Annotated in this window: 19 protein-coding genes and 1 other annotated feature; of the genes, 7 read left to right on the top strand and 12 right to left on the bottom strand. The window is 33.9% G+C overall.

From position 1 onward, the window contains the following. Positions 1 to 187: hypothetical protein (locus IKZ35_04345; protein ID MBR4893193.1), on the bottom strand; the 187-nt coding region annotated here is incomplete at its 3' end. Next, a complete protein-coding gene (locus tag IKZ35_04340) occupies positions 160 to 1,047 on the bottom strand; it encodes a cation transporter (protein ID MBR4893192.1) in 888 nt (295 codons plus the stop codon). The genes IKZ35_04340 and IKZ35_04345, both read right to left, overlap by 28 nt. A 178-nt stretch (positions 1,048 to 1,225) precedes the next feature. Next, positions 1,226 to 1,468: a binding site (T-box leader), on the top strand. A 78-nt stretch (positions 1,469 to 1,546) separates the two neighbouring features. Here IKZ35_04340 and IKZ35_04335 point away from each other — a divergent pair. The 3 genes from IKZ35_04335 (at position 1,547) to IKZ35_04325 (ending at position 8,071) form a co-directional block, all read left to right on the top strand. Next, on the top strand, positions 1,547 to 2,935 hold the full coding sequence (locus tag IKZ35_04335; GenBank protein MBR4893191.1) for a hypothetical protein: 1,389 nt from the start codon (positions 1,547 to 1,549) through the stop codon (positions 2,933 to 2,935). A 1-nt stretch (position 2,936) separates the two neighbouring features. Continuing rightward, entirely contained in the window at positions 2,937 to 5,396 is a 2,460-nt protein-coding gene (locus IKZ35_04330; protein ID MBR4893190.1) for an AMP-binding protein, read from the top strand. Positions 5,397 to 5,779: 383 nt separating this feature from the next. Continuing rightward, entirely contained in the window at positions 5,780 to 8,071 is a 2,292-nt protein-coding gene (locus IKZ35_04325; protein ID MBR4893189.1) for an AMP-binding protein, read from the top strand. A gap of 303 nt (positions 8,072 to 8,374) precedes the next feature. Here the strand turns inward: IKZ35_04325 and IKZ35_04320 are convergent, their stop codons facing one another. Beyond that, positions 8,375 to 8,818, bottom strand: a complete 444-nt coding sequence (locus IKZ35_04320) for a low molecular weight phosphotyrosine protein phosphatase (GenBank protein MBR4893188.1) — start codon at positions 8,816 to 8,818, stop codon at positions 8,375 to 8,377. Between the two features lie 77 nt (positions 8,819 to 8,895). On the opposite strand from IKZ35_04320, the gene IKZ35_04315 reads away from it, so the two are divergent. Further along, entirely contained in the window at positions 8,896 to 9,750 is an 855-nt protein-coding gene (locus IKZ35_04315) for an arsenic efflux protein (GenBank protein MBR4893187.1), read from the top strand. Positions 9,751 to 9,818: 68 nt separating this feature from the next. Here the strand turns inward: IKZ35_04315 and IKZ35_04310 are convergent, their stop codons facing one another. Together IKZ35_04310 and IKZ35_04305 are read right to left on the bottom strand one after the other, a co-directional pair. Then, the gene (locus IKZ35_04310) at positions 9,819 to 10,376 is read right to left on the bottom strand and encodes a manganese efflux pump (GenBank protein ID MBR4893186.1); all 558 of its coding nucleotides are present in this window, start codon (positions 10,374 to 10,376) and stop codon (positions 9,819 to 9,821) included. Positions 10,377 to 10,433: 57 nt separating this feature from the next. Next, positions 10,434 to 11,294 (bottom strand): GPR endopeptidase, encoded by an 861-nt coding sequence (locus tag IKZ35_04305; protein ID MBR4893185.1) that lies wholly within the window; start codon positions 11,292 to 11,294, stop codon positions 10,434 to 10,436. 169 nt (positions 11,295 to 11,463) lie between these two features. Here IKZ35_04305 and rpsT point away from each other — a divergent pair, with 169 nt between their 5' ends. Beyond that, the gene (rpsT, locus tag IKZ35_04300; protein MBR4893184.1) at positions 11,464 to 11,730 is read left to right on the top strand and encodes a 30S ribosomal protein S20; all 267 of its coding nucleotides are present in this window, start codon (positions 11,464 to 11,466) and stop codon (positions 11,728 to 11,730) included. Between the two features lie 131 nt (positions 11,731 to 11,861). Next, a complete protein-coding gene (locus IKZ35_04295; protein ID MBR4893183.1) occupies positions 11,862 to 12,401 on the top strand; it encodes a rubrerythrin family protein in 540 nt (179 codons plus the stop codon). 101 nt (positions 12,402 to 12,502) lie between these two features. Here IKZ35_04295 and groL read toward each other — a convergent pair whose 3' ends face one another. The 7 genes from groL to IKZ35_04260 all read right to left on the bottom strand — a co-directional run bounded on the left by groL (position 12,503) and on the right by IKZ35_04260 (position 19,007). Next, a complete protein-coding gene (groL, locus tag IKZ35_04290; GenBank protein MBR4893182.1) occupies positions 12,503 to 14,128 on the bottom strand; it encodes a chaperonin GroEL in 1,626 nt (541 codons plus the stop codon). A 16-nt stretch (positions 14,129 to 14,144) separates the two neighbouring features. Next, a complete protein-coding gene (locus IKZ35_04285) occupies positions 14,145 to 14,435 on the bottom strand; it encodes a co-chaperone GroES (protein ID MBR4893181.1) in 291 nt (96 codons plus the stop codon). A gap of 195 nt (positions 14,436 to 14,630) precedes the next feature. Next, a complete protein-coding gene (locus tag IKZ35_04280; protein ID MBR4893180.1) occupies positions 14,631 to 15,197 on the bottom strand; it encodes a nitroreductase family protein in 567 nt (188 codons plus the stop codon). A 12-nt stretch (positions 15,198 to 15,209) separates the two neighbouring features. Then, positions 15,210 to 15,998 carry a TIGR00282 family metallophosphoesterase gene (locus tag IKZ35_04275; GenBank protein MBR4893179.1) on the bottom strand — a complete coding sequence of 263 codons (789 nt, stop codon included), beginning with the start codon at positions 15,996 to 15,998 and terminating at the stop codon, positions 15,210 to 15,212. A gap of 111 nt (positions 15,999 to 16,109) precedes the next feature. Further along, positions 16,110 to 17,318 (bottom strand): aspartate kinase, encoded by a 1,209-nt coding sequence (locus tag IKZ35_04270; GenBank protein ID MBR4893178.1) that lies wholly within the window; start codon positions 17,316 to 17,318, stop codon positions 16,110 to 16,112. Between the two features lie 11 nt (positions 17,319 to 17,329). Beyond that, on the bottom strand, positions 17,330 to 18,535 hold the full coding sequence (locus tag IKZ35_04265) for a homoserine dehydrogenase (protein ID MBR4893177.1): 1,206 nt from the start codon (positions 18,533 to 18,535) through the stop codon (positions 17,330 to 17,332). Between the two features lie 25 nt (positions 18,536 to 18,560). Continuing rightward, on the bottom strand, positions 18,561 to 19,007 hold the full coding sequence (locus IKZ35_04260; GenBank protein MBR4893176.1) for an ACT domain-containing protein: 447 nt from the start codon (positions 19,005 to 19,007) through the stop codon (positions 18,561 to 18,563). Between the two features lie 281 nt (positions 19,008 to 19,288). On the opposite strand from IKZ35_04260, the gene IKZ35_04255 reads away from it, so the two are divergent. Continuing rightward, a complete protein-coding gene (locus tag IKZ35_04255; GenBank protein ID MBR4893175.1) occupies positions 19,289 to 20,497 on the top strand; it encodes a cofactor-independent phosphoglycerate mutase in 1,209 nt (402 codons plus the stop codon). Positions 20,498 to 20,504 lie beyond the last annotated feature (7 nt).

Here is a 20,504-nt window from a genome sequence, read left to right as displayed (position 1 = left end):
CGAAGAGTTTTAAAACAAGAAATTTTGTTTCAGATAAAGAAATATCAAGGATAATACTTTTGTATATCTGAAGAGATTTCTGCAATATGAAACATAATTTATATTTTAAAACCATATGGTGTTCGAGTACTACTGCACTAACCAAAATATTTTTAGAGTTTAGTGATGATGATGACAGTGAGAACATTTATTATCCTTTGTCTTACATTCTTTTGATAAACACTCTTCATTTTCATCTTCAAGTTCTAAAGTTGCATGGTGTATATCATATTGATAAAGTTTTTCTTTTACTTCTTTTTTTATAACTTTAAAATCATTTGATGTAACTATATGCATGGTAGCATAGTTATTTACTCCGTCCATACTCCATATGTGCATATGATGAACATTAATAACTCCGTTAATTTCCAAAATTTCTTTTCTTATATTTTCACATTCTAAATTATGAGGTGTTTTTTCTAAAAATACCTCTATTATCTTTTTAAAACTTTTTATGGAATTATAGAATATAAAAACTGCAACCCCTATGGACATTAAAGGGTCTAAAACTGTAATTTTTGTAAACTTCATTATAACTGCACCGATTAGCACCACTGCCCAGCCTGACACATCCTCTAACATATGAAGATTTACTGCCCTTTGATTAAGAGAACTTCCCCCATGGGTAACAAACGCACCGGCAGCGTTTACTATCAGACCGATAACAGCAAAAATAATCATTCCCTCATAGTTTATTTCTTTAGGGTATACTAATCTTAAACCTGCATTTATTATAACTATAACTGAGCCTTGTATAAGTATTAAAGTAGTAATAAGCCCTCCTAAAAGCGAATATCTTAAATATCCGTAAGTGTACTTTTCATCAGGCTGTTTTCTGCTCTTTTTTTCAAGAAAATAGGATAAACCGATGCTTAGTGCATCCCCTAAATCATGAACAGAATCTGATATAACAGCAACACTTCCCGTATATATCCCCCCGAAAAACTCAAAAACTGAAAATATCAGGTTTAATATAAATGCTGTAAAAATATTTTTTACTTCTTTCATATATCCTCCTTGTTTTTTAACATATAAACCCTGTTTAGTTTTATAATATCAATTATATAAAAATAATTCAACATAGAATTTTATAAAATATACGAATATTATGACGAAGAAACAATAACAAATTTTTTAAAAACCATTGACAATATATAAGTTTATATGTTAAAATAATCGATAAGTTAAAAACGCTAAGAGGCGGAATAGTAAGTGAATTCTTTTTTTAAAGAGAGATGCTGTTTGGTGGAAAGCATTAAAAAAGTTTTACTGAACTCACCGCGGAGCGGCTGCTGTGAATTTATTAGTAGTGGCAGACGGGCACTCCCGTAACAGAGTTAAGATGTGTTGGCATCTAAAGTGCATCCCTTAGGATGAAGAAGAGTGGTACCGCGGAAACGAAGGAGAACTTTGCGTTTTCGTCTCTTTGAATAAAGCAGAGAGACGGGAGCGTTTTTTTGTTTTATACCACTTATATACATATAATTTTGAGAGGAGTTTTATCAAAATGAAAAACATTAATATTTCTGATATTACACTTAAAAAACTTTCTTATGAAAGAGAAGTTTCTCTTTTATTTCGTGAAAAAACCAGTGTTGCAGCCTGTGCAGACAGTATCGGTGCAGACGTTATAGAACTTGCGCCAATTAAAAATTTAAGAGAAGATACTATTATTTATAAAACCATTGCAAATAATGTTGAAAACGCTCATCTTGCCATTCCTGCAGGTTTTTCTTCGGAAGAAATTAAAAATGCCTGGGAATGTATAAAAGATGCTAAAAAACCACGTTTGCAGATTGAACTTCCTGTATCAACCGTACAGATGGAATATACATATCATATAAAAGCAGATAAGATGACTTTAAAAATCGGCGAACTTGTAAAATGCGCCAAAGAATTTTGTGATGATGTTGAATTTTGCGCACTTGATGCTACAAGAGCAGATATTGACTTTCTTATCAGTGCAGTAAAAGAAGCAGAAAATAACGGTGCCACATTAGTTACACTGTGCGACGATGCCGGAATTTCTCTTCCTGAAGAAATAGGAAGCCTTACTAAAAAGATTAAAAGCGAAATATCAATACCGCTATATGTTCAGGTATCAGACCGTATCAATATGGGTGTTGCATCAGGTATATGCGCAATTACAAACGGTGCAGACGGTCTTAAATGCGCTATGGCAGGAAATGATATAATGCTTACAGGCGAAATTGCAGATGCTATAAATGTTTGCTCATCTCAACTTGATTTAAAAACTAACCTTAACAACACTAAAATTCACTCAAGCATAGAAGATATGCTTTCATCAATAAAAAGTGAAGTTTATGAAATAAAAAATGAAGTCAGTGAAAAGAAAAAGATTTTACTTGATGCTGACAGTACACTTAAAGAAGTTACCCATGCTACACGCATTTTAGGTTACGACCTTTCTGAATATGACTGTGGGAATGTGCATAAAGCACTTATGAAGGTTTTAGAAAAGAAAGATGCAGTAGGAGCAAAAGAACTTGAAGCGTTGATTGCAGGATATGCTATGCAGGCACCAAGTTCATATCATCTTGAAAACTATACTACAACAAGTGGAAACATTACAGGCTCAATGACTCAGGTTACTCTAAAGAGTGGCGATGAGGTTATGTGTGGCGTAAGTGTTGGCGACGGACCTATTGATTCGGCTTTTCGTGCTATTGAACAATGCGTGGGCCATCATTACGAACTTGACGATTTTGAAGTTCATTCTGTAACAGAGGGTAAAGAAGCGTTAGGCTCTGCCCTTGTAAGACTTAGAAATAACGGAAAATTATATTCAGGAAACGGTATTTCTGACGATATTGTTGCTGCAAGTATAAGAGCATATATCAACGCTCTTAACAAGATAGTATTTGAGGAGGCATAAAATGAAAATTGTATTTTCAACAAAAAATGTAAACCGTGCATCTTTTCTTGATGTATGCCAGTATGCATATGAATACGGTTTTGCAGGGTTTGAAATATATGATGCCATTAAGGAACGCACTCAGCATCACGACAGTATCTTAAGAAGAGACCGTGTTGCCGATGCAAGAAGAAAACTTATCAACAGAAACATTCATGTTAGCGCTCTTCGTATGCCTTGCCCTGTTGAAGATGAGAATACAACATCTTCGCTTATTTCAAAATATGTGGATATGGCAAAGGAATCAGGTATTCCAAATGTTATAGTAAGAGTTATGGAAGACACTCCTTTTGAAATATTATCAGAAAAGTTATCCCCTGCTATTAAAAAAGCAGAAAATCAGGATGTTTTAATTCTTTTTGAAACAGTAGGTTTTCTTGCAAACACCGAAAAGGTGCTTGATATTATAAACTATTTTTCCAGCGCTGCAATAGGCGTATCCTGGAATTTAAGAGGTACATATTTTGATGCTTTGGAAACTGCAGAAACCACTATAAAAACTCTTGGCGCATATATTAAATATGTAAGACTTGGAGATATGAAAGATTCAAAAACAGTTCTTATCGGCGAGGGAGAATTACCTGTTGAAAAACTTATAAACGCTCTTTCTTCTCTTAACTACGAAGGGTTTATCTGTGCTGCATGGAACGAAGAAATCAATGATGCAGATATAGTTCTTACACACTTTGCAAATTATATTTCATCACTTAAAAGGGAAAAGAAAAATTTTGACCATGCATATTTTAACCGTGCAAAAACAGGAACATATGTCTGGAAAAAATATGACCTTGTTGATGCAACATTTTCAGATGTTTTAGATACTATGGCAGAAAATTATCCTGACCAATATGCATTTAAATATCCGACTTTGGATTACACAAGAACATATGAACAGTTCAGACGCGATGTTGACGAATGTGCTGCTGCGCTTATCTCTCTTGGAGTAAAGGCAGGAGACCATGTTGCAGTATGGGCTACCAATATTCCTGAATGGTTTATTACATTCTGGGCAACTACAAAAATCGGAGCAGTTTTAGTAACTGTAAATACTGCTTATAAAATTCACGAAATAGAATATTTATTAAAACAGTCAGATACTCATACTCTTATAATGATAGAGTACTGTAAAGATATTAACTATAAAGAAATTATACAGACCTTGTGTCCTGAACTTAAAAACTTAACTCCTGGAAAACCTTTATATTCTAAAAATCTTCCGTTTTTAAGAAATGTTGTTACTGCAGGGTTTTCAATGGATGGATGCTTAACATGGGAAAAGATGCTTTCACGCGCATCACTTATTCCAAGAGAAGAAGTAAGAAGAAGAGCATCACTTGTTAAACCTGATGATGTATGTAATATGCAGTATACATCAGGAACAACAGGCTTTCCTAAAGGGGTTATGCTTACCCACAGAAATATTGTAAACAACGGTAAAATAATCGGCGACAGAATGGACTTATCAACTGCAGACCGTATGATGATTCAGGTGCCTATGTTCCACTGTTTCGGAATGGTTTTATCTATGACATCAATGATGACTCACGGGGGTACTCTTTGCCCTATTCCGTATTTCTCGCCTAAGTCTTCCCTGTCTTGTGTTAATGATGAGCATATTACCTGTTTTAACGGAGTTCCTACCATGTTTATTGCAATGTTTGCTCATCCTGATTTTAGTAAAACTGATTTTTCATATATGAGAACAGGAATTATGGCAGGTGCAAACTGCCCTGCTGACCTTATGAGACGCGCTGCCGACGAAATGAATATGAAAGAGATTATTTCGGTTTACGGTCAGACAGAGGCTTCCCCCGGCTGTACAATGGGCGAAGTAAATGAAGATATTGACCACCGTGTTGAAACTGTCGGAAGCCCGTTCCCTGGTGTTGAATGTAAGGTTATTGACCCTGAAACAGGAGAAGAGATGCCTGACGGAGAAAGTGGAGAGTTTGTAGCAAGAGGCTTTAACATAATGAAGGGGTATTACAAAATGCCTGAAGCAACAAGTCAGGCTATTGATAAAGACGGTTGGCTTCATTCAGGGGATATCTGTCTTAGAACTTCTGACGGTTATTACAAGGTAACAGGAAGATTAAAGGATATGATTATCCGTGGCGGAGAAAACTTATATCCTCGTGAAATTGAAGAATTTTACTTAACTAACCCTAAGGTAAAAGATGTTCAGGTAGTAGGCGTTCCTGACGAAAGATACGGAGAGGAATGTTGCGCCTGGATAATACTTCACAAAGGAGAGACTGCCGACGAAAATGAAATGAAAGAATTTGGTAATATGTCTATTGCAAGACATAAAGTTCCTAAATACTTTGTTTTCGTAAAAGAGTTCCCTATGAATGCTGCAGGAAAAATTCTAAAATATAAAATGCGCGATGAATCGGTAGAAATATTAGGACTAAAAAAATAATATATTTAATTTTAAAAAAGTATTGACATATTTTTTTATAAAGAGTATAATACTACTGAATTTGAATATCTCAAAAAAAGACTGTGACGAAGACGGTCGGGCAGTAATGCTTACAGAGAGTTGCCGATTGGTGCAAGGCAATAGCAGAACTTTCCAATGACTTATCACTTCTGAGTCGAAGGACCGAAAGCAAAGGATGCAAGTAGACTCCTTCCGTATTGCTGCGTAAAGGCAAAGGGCTTGACAGAGTCCGGTAAGCGACGGATAAATTTTTCCGTAATTTGAGTGGTACCGCGGGTTTTATCAACTCGTCTCAAAGTAATTTGAGACGGGTTTTTTTAATAAAGTTTATAATCTTTTTTTAAAAAGGAGTTGTAAAATAAATGGAATACAGTTTAAAAGAGGTTGCAGGAAGAATTAAAGACTTAAGAGAGGCTAAAGGATACTCCCCAGAAGAACTTGCAAAACTAACAGGCGTGTCTTTGGAAGACTACCTTGTATTAGAGCAGGGAGAAACTGATTTTAGTTTTACATTTATTTATAAATGTGCCAAAGCATGTAATGTTGAAGTTGTTGATATTTTAGAGGGAACAAGTTCAACACTTACTTCTTTTGCTATTACAAGAAAAGGAGAAGGTCTTAAAATTTTAAAAAGCCATGGCGTTGTGTATAACAACTTAGCGCCTAAATTCAAAGAAAAACTTGCAGAACCTTTCTTAGTTAAATTCCCTTATATCGCCGAAGAACAAAATGCTCCTATAAAACTAAGTTCTCATAACGGTCAGGAATTTGATGTTATCGTTAAGGGTTCACTTAAAGTGCAGGTTGGAGACCATATTGATATTTTAAACGAGGGCGACTCTATTTTTTACAACAGTATTATTCCTCACGGTATGATTGCAGTAAGCGAGGGCGGATGTGAATTTCACGCAGTTGTTTTAAACCCTCAGGACGGACATTTTAGCGAAGAATATCCTGAAACTCCTTATATTGAAACCAAAACAGAAGTTAAAGAAAACTCATCTCATACTGTTGCTGATAATTTTATAGAATCTTTCTATGATAAAAAAGGTGTATTTAACGGAGTTAAATTTAAAAATGAAGATAAATTCAACTTTGCTTTTGACTGTGTTGATGCTATTGCAAAGAAAAACCCTGATAAGTTAGCAATGATGTGGGTTGCAAATGATAAATCAGACAGAAAATTTACTTTCAGCGATATGAAGAAATACTCTGCAAAAACTGCAAACTATTTTGAATCGCTCGGTATTAAAAAAGGCGATAAAGTAATGCTTGTATTAAAACGCCATTATCAGTTCTGGTTCTGTATGCTTGCACTTCATAAAATAGGTGCTATTGCTATTCCTGCAACAAATCAGTTGGTAGAACACGATTTTTCTTACAGATACAAGGCTGCAGGGGTTAAAGCGATTGTTTGTACTGCTGACGGAGATGTTTCATACGAGGCAGAAAAGGCATCAAAAGAATTTGACTCTATGATTAAGATTCTTGTTGGCGGACAAAGAGACGGATGGAATGATTATAATACTGAAATGGAACGTTTCAGCACTCATTATAAAAGAAATGAAAACACTCCTTGCGGCGATGACCCTATGCTTATGATATTTACATCAGGCACAACAGGTTATCCGCGTATTGCGACACATTCATATAAATATGCGTTAGGCCACTACCCTACTGCTAAACATTGGCACAATGTAAAACGCGACGGTCTTCACTTTACCATCTCTGATACAGGCTGGGGTAAAGCGCTATGGGGTAAACTTTACGGTCAATGGCTATGTGAAGCAGGAATATTTACATATGATTTTGACAGATTTAGTTCAGAAGATATTTTACCTTTATTTAAAAAATATAATATAACAACATTCTGCGCTCCGCCTACTATGTACAGATTCTTTATTAAAGAAGATTTATCAAAATACGATTTATCTTCAATAGAATATGCTACAACTGCAGGAGAAGCATTAAACCCTGAAGTGTTTAATCAGTTCAAAAAAGCCACAGGACTAACAATTATGGAAGGTTTCGGGCAGACTGAAACTACTCTTTCTATTGCAAACTTTGTAGGCTCAAAACCAAAAATCGGCTCAATGGGAAGACCAAGCCCACTTTATGACGTAGTTTTATTAGATGCTGACGGTAACGAATGTAAAACTGGTGATACAGGGGAAATCTGCATACGCACAAAAGACGGTGCACCATGCGGACTCTTTACAGGATATTACTTAGATGAAGAAAAAACAAACGAAGCTTGGCACGACGGATATTATCACACAGGGGATCAGGCAACAATGGACGAAGACGGATACCTTTGGTATGTAGGCCGTATTGATGATGTTATTAAATCATCAGGCTACCGTATCGGCCCGTTTGAAATAGAAAGCGTAATTATGGAACTTCCATATGTTTTAGAATGTGCCATAACTCCTGTTCCTGACGAAGTAAGAGGTCAGATTGTTAAAGCCACAATAGTTCTTACTAAAGGAAATACACCGTCTGATGAACTTAAAAAAGAAATTCAGGAATATGTTAAGACTCATACTGCTCCTTACAAATATCCAAGAATTGTAGAATTTGTAGATGAACTTCCAAAAACTATAAGCGGTAAAGTAAGGCGTGTAGAAATAAGAAATAAAGATTTACAGAAATAATTAGCAGAAGAGATGTTAAAAAAGTCTGGAACGCAAAAAGTTAATAATAGCAATTATTTCAATACTTATAATCTATTGAAATGATATTAACAAGGTAAAGATTTTTAAAAATAAAAATCTTTGATATTTAAAACTTTTTGCTATGAACAAACTTAGCCGCTCGACGTACCTTTGTACGCCTTCGGGTAACCCAAAGCAAAGCTTTGGCTAAGTTTGTCCATTCCAAACATTTTTACCTATCTCTCAAGAAAGAAACTAAGGGCTGTTTAAAAAGTTAACAAATTTTAAACAGCCCATTTATTGTTATCTGATTTTCTTTAAAACTCCTTTACAACCTCTTAAAATATCATTATAACAGGTATCAAAATCTCCCGTATACCATGGGTCAGAAACTTCCTTATCCTCCCCTGCCCAATTTAAAAGGAGTGATATTTTATTATCCGTATCCTCTTCTATGATATATTTAATGTTTCTTAAATTGTTTTTATCCATTAATATTATATAATCAAAATTTTTATAATCTTCCTTTGTCATCTTTCTTGCAGTTTTTAAGTCGCATAAAATACCGTGTTCTTTTAATTTTCTTTTTGCAGGGGGATAGACAGGGTTTCCTATTTCTTCACTGCTGGTTGCCCTTGATTCAATATAAAAATCTTCTTTAAAATCTTTTACAAGATTCTTCATTATAAATTCAGCCATTGGGCTTCTGCAGATATTTCCATGACATACAAACAATATTTTTATCATATTAACCACCTTTTTTATATTATAGTATTTTATTATTTTAATTTATGTGTTATAATGAAATTAAGGAGGCATTATTTATGCATATTTTCATTCACATTTTAGAGCATTCTTTTATAGACTCAGTTAAAATACTTCCGTTTATTTTTCTTGTTTATTTAATTATAGAATATATTGAGCATAAAAACAACACCCATTTAAGCCATACTCTTATGAAGTCAGGAAAACTTGGAGGAGTTTTTGGCGGAATACTCGGAAGCATACCCCAATGCGGTTTTTCCGTTATTGCATCTGATTTATATTCAAAAAGGGCAATAACTTTAGGAACAATGCTTGCAATTTTTATTGCAACAAGTGATGAGGCAATTCCTATCATTCTATCCGAGCCTTCAAAAGCACATTTTGTTATCTTAGTTATTTTAATTAAAGTTATAATTGCTATTATCTTTGGAACATTGATTGATTTTATATTAAATAAAAAGGATAAAAACATCTGCGAAGAAAAAGACCATCACCATCATTTTCACGGAAACTGTGAAGATTGCCAGGGTGGAATTTTAAAAACTGCCTTTATCCACACAATTAAAATATTTATTTTCTTATTTGTTGCAACCTTTGTTTTAACATACATAATTGAAATTTTCGGCGAAGATAAGTTTTCCTATCTTTTATTAAAAAATTCCTATCTTCAGCCTTTTATTTCTTCACTTATAGGTCTTATTCCAAACTGTGCGGCGTCAGTTATTTTAACCAAGAGTTTTTTAGAAGGTGCAATAAGTTTCGGCTCTTTGATAGCAGGGCTAGCCTCTGGTGCTGGGGTAGGTCTTTTAGTTCTTTATAAACGAAATAAAAATTTAACAGAAAATATTAAAATTACCCTTGTTCTTTACTTAATAGGTGCATTCAGCGGTCTTTTAATACAAATTCTTTTATAAAAAAAGCCTTTCTTTTAATAAACAGGATATAAAAATCTTGATTATTTAAAGAAAGGCATTTTTAAATTCTATTCAAAAAATAAATGCTCAATAAGTATTTTAAGCCCCATAACCACTAAAATAATTCCACCGAAAATTTCTGCTTTTGACTTATATTTTATTCCAAAAATATTACCTATTTTAACGCCAAACATAGATAATACAAATGTGGTTACGCCGATTATGGTTATTGCAGGAATAATTTTTACATCTAAAAATGAAAATGTAACGCCTACAGCCAGAGCATCAATACTTGTTGCTATTGCTAAAACAAGCATATTTTTAAATGACAGCGAAGAATCGTTTTCACACTCGTTTTCCTTTGATTCTTTAATCATATTTATACCTATAAGCGAAAGAAGTATAAATGCAACCCAATGGTCAAAAGCCATTATGTACCCTTTAAAAGCATTGCCGAGCAGGTACCCAACAAAAGGCATAAGCGCTTGGAAACTTCCAAAATAAAGGCCCACAATCACAGGTGCTTTAATATTTAATTTTTTAATAGATAACCCTTTGCAGACTGATACTGCAAAGGCATCCATTGATAAGGCTATACCTATTATGAAAAATTCAAATAAACTCATTTTATTCAACCCTTAAAAAAATAACTTTTTACATTATATACCAATAACTTAAAATAGTCAACCGATAAATGCTTCAATATATTCTAAATCTATATTATTATGAAGAGAAAGATTTATTCCGTTTGCAATGATTTTTGATAAGTTTTCAATAAGTCGATCTATTTCTTTCGGCGTTACAAAAAAGTCTTTTTCAAAATTATTTTTATCACTGGGAGAAACGACTGATACAAGGTCTACAACAGTTGGAACACCAATGGCTATAACAGGAATTCCCAGACTGTTTTTACTAATTTCCTTACGGTTATTCCCCACCCCTGAGCCGGGGTTTATGCCTGTATCGGTAATCTGTATAGTTGTTGCAATTCTTTTAGGCGAAGATGATGCAAGAGCATCTATTACAAACACTAAATCAGGATTTACCTTTTTACAAACTGCAGATATTATATCGTTTGTTTCTATTCCTGTTATACCTAAAACACTTGGAGAAATAGCACTTACAGGCATAATATCATCATCAATATGCTCAGGCATATATTCTTTTAAGTGCCTTGTTACCATAACTTTTGATATAACCTGAGGGCCTAATGCATCAGAGGTTATATTCCTGTTTCCAAGACCTACTATTAAGATTGTTTTATACGATATAGTTTTTAAAATATTCAAAAGTTCTTCTTTTAATACATAACTTGCGTTTTTTATAAGAGCAGGGTCAGAAAGTTTAAAATCTTCGCTCTCTAAGGTAATATATTTCCCAACAGGTTTTTTTATAACCTGGGATGTTCTTTCGTCTAAAATTTCTACGCTTTGTATAATTATATTATCCTTTTTGTTCTTTGAAGATAATATTTTATCTTTTATATCAGCGCTTTTTAAAAACAATTCCCTTGCCTCTAATGCTAAGTCTGTTCGCATACTCATAAAGAAACCTCCGAAATAAATAATAGAATTATCAATTAACCTTTAATAATCATATTTTGTCTTCTTTTAGTAAAAAATATAAAAAAATTGATAGAAAAAACTTGACATTTTAATAGTTTGATATTATAATAGTCTTTGCAAGTTTATCGGATAGTCGGAGGTGAGTAATTTGCCAAACATTAAATCAGCTAAAAAAAGAGTTAAAGTTATTGAAACTAAAACACTTAGAAATCAGATGCTTAAATCAAACTTAAAAACTATTATCAAAAAGTTTGAAGTTGCTGTTAACGGTAACGATAAAGCTAAAGCAACTGAAGCATTGAAAGCAGCGGTTAAAAGAATTGACCAGGCAGTTGCAAAAGGTATTTTAAAGAAAAATACTGCAAGCAGAAAAAAATCTCAGTTAGCATGTAAGCTTAACAAGATGTCTGTTTAATCTTTATCTATATGATTTCTAAGGCGTGTAAGTAATTGACACGCCTTTTTTGTGTTATATAAAAACTTATTGACTTTTTCATAAAAAAAAGGTAAAATATTCCTATAAAAAAGTTAATGGAGGTATTTACTATGGCTAACAAATATGCCGGTACACAAACTGAAAAAAATCTTGAGGCTGCATTTAGCGGCGAGTCTCAGGCAAGAAACAAATATACATATTTTGCTTCTAAAGCAAAAAAAGAAGGCTTCGAACAAATTGCTGCATTATTCTTAAAAACTGCAGAAAATGAAAAAGAACACGCTAAAATGTGGTTTAAAGAATTAGAAGGCATTGGAAACACTGCCGAAAACTTAGTTGAAGCTGCCAATGGCGAAAATTATGAATGGACAGATATGTATGCAGGTTTTGCAGAAACTGCAGAAAAAGAAGGGTTTAAAGAACTTGCTCATAAATTCCGTCTTGTTGCTGCTATTGAAAAGCATCACGAAGAAAGATACAGAGCACTTCTTAAAAATGTAGAAATGCAGGAAGTATTTAAAAAGAGCGAAGTAAAAGTATGGGAATGCAGAAACTGCGGACATATCATAGTTGGAACAGAAGCTCCTGAAATCTGCCCTACATGCGACCACCCTAAAGCATATTTTGAAATTCACGCAGAAAACTACTAATTAAAATTAACAAAAGCCTGAAACGATTAAACTCGTTTCAGGCTTTTTTGTTTTTATCCACAAACTGCCAAAGGCAATATAACTGCAAATAAAACTAAGTTTTAATACATTCCCATTCCTCCACCTGGCATCTGTGGCACTGGTGCTTCAGGCTGTGGAATATCTGCAACAAGGCTTTCGGTAGTAAGTACCATTGACGCAACTGATGCGGCATTCTGCAGTGCTGACCTTGTAACTTTTGTAGGGTCAACAATACCTGCTTCAATCATATTAACATACTCTTCTTTTAACGCATTAAAGCCTATATTAACATCTTTTGATAAAATCTTTTCAATAATAACTGAGCCTTCAAGCCCTGCATTTTTGGCAATCTGTTTAACAGGCTCTTCCAATGCTTTTAAAACTATCATAACGCCTGTTTTTTCATCGCCATCAGTTTCTTCAAGCAACTGTTTAACTTTTGGTATAGCGTTTATAAGCGCTGTTCCACCACCTGCAACGATACCTTCTTCAACTGCTGCTTTAGTTGCTGCAAGTGCATCTTCTATTCTTAATTTCATTTCTTTCATTTCAGTTTCAGTAGCAGCACCAACTTTGATAACTGCAACGCCACCTGCAAGTTTTGCAAGTCTTTCCTGTAATTTTTCTTTATCAAATTCAGAAGTTGTTTCTTCTATCTGACCTTTAATCTGAGCAATTCTTGCCTGAATATCAGAAGAATTTCCGTTACCGTTAACAATTATTGTATTTTCTTTCTGAACTTTTATCTGTCCTGCTCTTCCTAACTGGTCAAGAGTTGTTTCTTTAAGGTCTAAGCCTAATTCTTCAGATATAACCTGACCGCCTGTTAAAATTGCTATATCCTGAAGCATTTCTTTTCTTCTGTCGCCAAAGCCAGGTGCTTTAACGCCGACTACTATAAATGTTCCTCTTAATCTGTTAACAATAAGAGTAGAAAGTGCTTCCCCTTCAATATCTTCTGCAACTATAACAAGTTTTTTACCCTGCTGAACGATTTGTTCTAAAAGCGGTAAAATGTCCTGAATATTTGAAATTTTCTTATCTGTAATTAAAACTAAAGCATCATCTATAACTGCTTCCATTTTTTCAGTATCAGTTACCATATAAGGAGAGATATAGCCTCTGTCAAACTGCATACCTTCTACAACATCAGAATATGTTTCTGCTGTTTTTGATTCTTCAACAGTAATAACACCGTCTGTTGAAACTTTTTCCATTGCTTCTGCAATTAAAGTTCCCACTTCTTCGTCTGCTGCAGAAATAGCAGCAACTCTTGCTATATCATCTTTACCGTTAACTTTTTTAGAATTGTTAACGATTTCTTTAATTGCTGTGTCAACTGCTTTCTGGATACCTTTTTTAACAATCATAGGGTTGGCACCTGCAGCAATATTTTTAAGACCTTCTCTTACCAATGCCTGAGCAAGGACTGTCGCAGTAGTAGTTCCATCCCCTGCTACATCATTTGTTTTGGTTGCAACTTCTTTAACAAGCTGTGCACCCATATTTTCAAACGGGTCTTCAAGTTCAACTTCTTTGGCAATAGTTACACCGTCATTAGTAATAAGAGGTGCGCCGAATTTCTTTTCGAGTACAACATTTCTTCCTTTAGGGCCTAATGTTATTTTAACAGTATCAGCCAACTGGTTAATACCTGATTCTAATTTTTTTCTCGCTTCTTCTCCGTAGCAAATCTGTTTAGCCATATTTTAATACCTCCTTTTAAAATTCCACTTTTGCTAATATATCAGACTGTTTAACAATAGTATATTCTTCTTTGTCAAGTTTAACTTCTGTTCCTGCATATTTGTTGATAATAACTTTATCGCCAACTTCAACAAACATTGTTACTTCTTTTCCGTCTACTATTCCGCCAGGACCTACTGCAATTACTTCTGCCATTTGTGGCTTTTCCTTTGCGTTTCCTGGTAAAACAATTCCGCTTTGTGTTGTTTCTTCTGTTTCTACCATCTTAATAACAACCTTATCAAGATATGGTTTTAATGTTTTCATAATCAATGCCTCCTATTGTATATAAATAATTATTTTTAAATTTTTAGCACTCTTTTGTTACGAGTGCCAATATATATAATACCCAATATTTACCACTATTTCAAGGTGTAAAAATAAGGGTATGTTTTAATAATCTTTATTTTTTTAAAATTACCCTTGATTTTCTTTCATTTTCTTTTAAAAACTCTCATTTTCTTAAAAATACTTAACTATATCTTCTGTTTTTCTCTTTGGCACATGAAAATTATTATTTTCATCAAGATAATACTTAACACTATCCTCCATATCAAACACGAACGACTCCTGATTAGGATAGCCTAAGGCTATAACTGTATGAATTTTCATAGTATCGGGAATGTTAAATATTTTTTCTACTTCTTCTCTTAAAACAGAGCCTATAATACAAGATGAAATACCCATACTTTCTGCTAAAAGCACAATATTTTCTTCAGCATATGAAGCGTCATTATCTGCATCTTTTCTTATATTTAAATCAGTAAGAACGATTATATATGCTCTTGGAGCATCCTCTTTAGTTGGCACACCATACGGTGTTGTATACCCTGCCCACCTTAAATGAGGGAACAAAAGGTCGCAGAATTTGGAAGAATCAACCACTATAAATTTAACAGGCTGAAGATTCCCTCCTGACGGAGCAAGACGCCCTGCCTCAACCATCAACTTAAGTTTTTCTCTTTCAACAGGTATATTTTTAAAACTTCTTATAGTTCTTCGTCTTTTAATTATATCAAAAATTTCCATTTTTTATACCTCTTAATATCTTTTATAAACTGATTTTACATCAATGGTTTTACCACTTTTCTCATCGATAGTAAATACACATCCGTTTATCATAGGAGAAATATCAGACCATGAGAATTTCCCTTTTTCTCCGTCTTTAAACCTTGCTATGGCTATTTCTTTTTCAAGGCCTATAACAGAGTTTTCTGCCCCTGTCATACCGACATCAGTTATATACCCTGTTCCGCCTTTTAAAATTCTTAAGTCATTAGTCTGCACGTGAGTATGTGTGCCAAAAAGGGCTGTAATCTCTGCGTCCATATAATACGCCAATGCTTGTTTCTCGCTTGTTGCTTCTGCATGAAAATCGACAATTATATTTAAAGTGTCATACTTTCTTTTAATGTTGTCAACTGCTTTTTTTAAAACAATAAAAGGGTTTGAGACTTCCTTTTCTATATATACATTTCCCATTATGTTTATAACTGCAATTTTAAAATCGTCCTTTTCAATAACTGTAACCCCGTCCCCAGGTAAGTCAGGGTTAAAATTAAGAGGTCTTACAATTTTTTTAGAACATTCAAGCATATTATATAAATCTTTTTTATCAAATGCGTGGTTTCCTAAAGTTAAACAGTCTGCCCCTGCGTCAAGAAGCATATACGCATACTTTTCGGTTATACCGTTACCCGTTGTAGCATTTTCTGCATTCACTATTGTAAAATCAATATTATATTCTTTTTTTAATGCTTCCAAATGGGAAAATATAAGTTCTCTTCCGCATCTGCCAACCACGTCGCCTATTACAAGTATATTTTTCATTTCTTTCTTCTTTCTTAGTATTTTTTTAATTTATTATACAGTATTTTAAGCATTTTTTCAACAAAAAAAGGAACTTAAACATTAAAAGTTAAGTTCCCTTTTTTTTAACTTTTAGTTATTAAAAAACTTATCGTGAATTACTTCAACTGCTTTTTCGGCATTCTTTTCATTGATTAAAACACTTACTTTGATTTCAGATGTTGAAATCATATGGATATTTATCTGGGCATCGTATAATGCTTCAAACATTTTTGCGGCAACGCCAGGGTTTGAAGCCATACCTGCGCCAACGATAGAAACTTTTGAAATATCGCTTCTTGATTTAACTTCTTTTGCACCTAAAAGTTCAAGATTTTCGTTTATTACTTTAACTGCTTCGTCAAGTTGGTCCATACATACTGTAAAGGAAATATCCTTTGTATTATCTCTTCCTATTGACTGTAAAATTATATCAACGCTTATATTGTTTTTTGCAAGAAGGTCAAACACTCTGTATGCTTTCCCCGGTTCATCAGGAATACCCATAATAGATATTCTTGCAACATCATTATCTCTCGCTACACCTCTAACTAACATCTTTTCCACAAGCCCAACCTCCTTAACCTTGGTTCCATCTACTTTTTCAAAACTTGATTTAACTTCCATATTAACATTGTATTTTTTTGCAAGTTCTACCGAACGGTTATGCAGAACATTTGCACCAAGCGATGCAAGTTCAAGCATTTCATCATATGATATATCATTAAGTTTCTTAGCGTTTTTAACTATTCTTGGGTCGGTGGTATACACACCGTCAACATCTGTATAAATTTCGCATACATCTGCTTTGATTGCTGCTGCTATTGCAACTGCTGTTGTGTCTGAACCGCCTCTTCCCAAAGTTGTGATATCGTTATATTCATTAACACCCTGGAAACCTGCTACAACTACAATTTTCTTCTTGTCAAGTTCGCTTAAGATTCTTTCTGTCTGAATATTTTTAAGCCTTGCTTTCTGGTTGTTACTGTCAGTAATCATGGCAACCTGCCAACCTGTAAGTGATATTACAGGATAACCCATTTTTTCCAAAGCCATTGCAAGTAATGAAATAGTTATCTGTTCACCTGTTGATAAAAGAACGTCCATTTCTCTTCTTGAGGCTTTATCGTTGATTTCTCTTGCTTTTTCTATTAAATCATCAGTTGTATCGCCCATAGCAGAAACAACAACTACAACATCATTGCCTTCGTTATATGTGTCTGCAATTCTGCCGGCAACATTAAATATTTTCTTTGCGTCGGCAACGGATGAACCACCGAATTTCTGAACTACAATTCCCATTTAAATCCTCCTTATTTAATTACCTTTATTTTCTTTATTACAGGCATATCTTTTAAAATGCTCTCTAATTCCCCTGTTACAATACACGGTGTGATAATACCGAACTCGTTATCTACTGCCTCGATTATTTCCACATCACCGAATATTTTTTCTATCTGAACTTTATCAGGCTCACCCTTTATTCTTACAAGATATGATGCACGGTTTTCATCATATGACGCGATAAAATCAGAATCTGCCGCTTCCCAGAAATATTTTTCAGATTTTGATTTATTTCTTACAGCATCTAAAATATCCGCAACAACAGCACTTGCAGTTGGAAGTTTACCTGCTCCTCTTCCGTAGAATAAAACATCGTCTACTGCATTGCCATTAACCATTACACCGTTAAACACACCGTCAATTCCTGCTAAAGGATGGTCGCAATATAATATAGACGGTTCAACAGAAGAATAAACCTTACCCGAAATAATTTCGGAAGCGCCGATAAGTTTAATAACGCCATCCATAACTTCTGCATATTTAACATCTGTTTCAGTGATATCTGTAATACCCTTTGTGTTGATTTTAGCATAGTCAACATTTTTCCCGTAAACTAATGATGTTAAAATTGCTATTTTTCTACAGGCATCATGGCCTTCAACATCTGCTGCAGGGTTTCTTTCGGCATAGCCTTTTTCCTGAGCATCGGATAGAGCTTTATCAAAACTTACGCCCTCTTTAAACATCTTGGTTAAAATATAATTTGTTGTACCGTTTAAAATTCCCTTAATTGATGTAATTTCATTTGCACATAAGCATTGGTACAACGGTCTTATAACAGGAATTCCTCCTCCAACACTTGCTTCAAAAAGATAATTAACCTTATTTTCCTTTGCAATCTGTAAAAGTTCTGTTCCGTGTGTTGCCACAAGTTCTTTATTTGATGTAACAACGCTTTTACCTGCCATAAGAAGCCTTTTGGTAAAATCGTAAGCAGGGTTAAGCCCACCCATAACTTCTGCAACAACTGATATTTCTTCGTCGCCTAATATTTTCTCAAAATCAGAAATCACAAGATGGCCGAAAGGGTCATCCTTAAATTCCCTTATATCAAGTATATATTTTACATCAACATTTTCCGATACTTTTTTTGCAATAGAGTTTTTATTCATATCAAGCACTTCAACTACGCCTGAACCAACTACTCCGTAACCCATTACTGCAACTTTAGCCATATTCTTATACATCCTCTCTATTATTTTATGTTCCACTGGAAATAATATCTATTTTTTTAACACCGTCAATACCCTCAATTTTTGTAACTAAATCTTTGGTTTTGATTTTTGTATCAAATGTATCAACAGTGATAGTAACATTTGCAACCTTATTGATAGGCACATTCTGATTTATGGTAATAACATTTACATTATATTTTGCCATAATATTTAAGATTTTAGACAAAACTCCTTTAACATCTTCCAAAACCATTAAAAAAGTAATCTTTTTTTCAGACTGCATATCGTAAAAAGGCATTATCAGGTCTTTATACTTATAAAAAGCACCCCTCGAAAGTTGCGCTTTTTCTATAGCCTCTGTTATGCTCGAAACCTTTTTGGTTTCAAGAAGTTCTTTGGCGTGTAATGTTTTTAATAAAACCGATGAAAGTGCTTCTTTTGATACTACATAGAGTTTATCTCGTCCGGGCATTTTGTTGTTCACCCCACATATACATTTGTTTATTTTCATACTATATCATATAACAGAACCAATAACAAGGGGCGTTAAAAGGCTATTTTTCACATATATCGCTTTTTTCCTTTAATTTTCTTTGATTTTCTTTAATTTTCTTTGTTTTGTATTTTTGTATATTTCATACAAACATATATATAAATATACATATATTTTGCACTTAGCCATTAAAATTAACTTGAATAAAAAAATAATATGGGTTATAATGGAATAAAGAACTAACAGTAAAGGTGATAGATATGAGATATATTGTAATTTTGGGAGACGGTATGGCAGATTTACCACTTCCAAAAATAGATAACAAAACTCCTCTTGAAGTGGCACATAAACCATATATGGACAAATTTGCTAAAATGGGAGTTATGGGAAAGATAAGAACTGTCTATGAAGGTTTAAAACCAGGAAGTGATGTTGCAAATCTTTGCGTTATGGGGTTTGACCCAAGTTCTAATTACAGTGGGCGTTCTCCACTTGAGGCGGCAAGTATCGGTGTTGAGTTATCTGATACTGACATTACATACAGAGCAAACATTGTAACCTTATCAGACGAAGAAAATTATTCTGATAAGAAAATGATAGATTACAGTGCAGGAGAAATATCAACCAAGGAAGCAAGAGAGATTATTAAAACAGTTTCTCAAAAATTGGGGAATGAAATATTTTCATTTTTTGCAGGGATAAGTTACCGTCATCTTCTTTTAAGAAAGGATATGAAAAAGGCAGGTTCACTTACTCCCCCACACGATATTTCAGGCAAACCTGTAAAAGACTTTCTTCCTGAAGATAAAATGATTTTAGACCTTATGGAAAAAAGTTATGAAATTTTAAAAGACCACCCAGTTAACATAAAGAGAATTAAAGAGGGCAAAAACCCTGCAAACTCTATATGGGTATGGGGGGAAGGCACAAAACCGAAACTTGAAAACTACAAAGAGAAGTTCGGCATTACAGGTACAGTTATTTCTGCTGTTGACTTAATTAAAGGAATTGCAATTTTAAGCGGACTAAAATCGGTTGACGTACCTGGTGCAACTGGAAATGTGCATACTAATTTTGACGGGAAGACAAAGGCGGCAATAGATGCTATAAAAAACGGAGATGAATACATTTATCTTCATATTGAGGCAGCAGACGAAAGCGGTCATCAGGGAAGCCTTAGTGATAAGATAAAATCTATTGAACTTATAGACGAAAAAGTTATTAAACCTATTTACGAATATTTAGTATCATCAGGCGAAGAATTTAGGATGCTTGTTCTTCCTGACCATCCTACACCGATATCTCTTAAAACACACACTTGCGACCCTGTTCCTTTTGTGCTGATTAAAAATACTGACAAAGAAATTAAAAATGATTATATTTATTCAGAGGCTGATGCCGAAAAGTCGGGCATATATTTTGACAGAGGGCATACACTTATGAATGAAATAATAAATAACAAAATATGAGGTGGAG

This window comes from Clostridia bacterium (assembly GCA_017554615.1).
Classification (GTDB): domain Bacteria; phylum Bacillota; class Clostridia; order UMGS1840; family HGM11507; genus SIG450.
The sequence above is the reverse complement of the archived record's forward strand: the minus strand, read 5'-3'. Positions and strand labels throughout refer to the sequence as shown.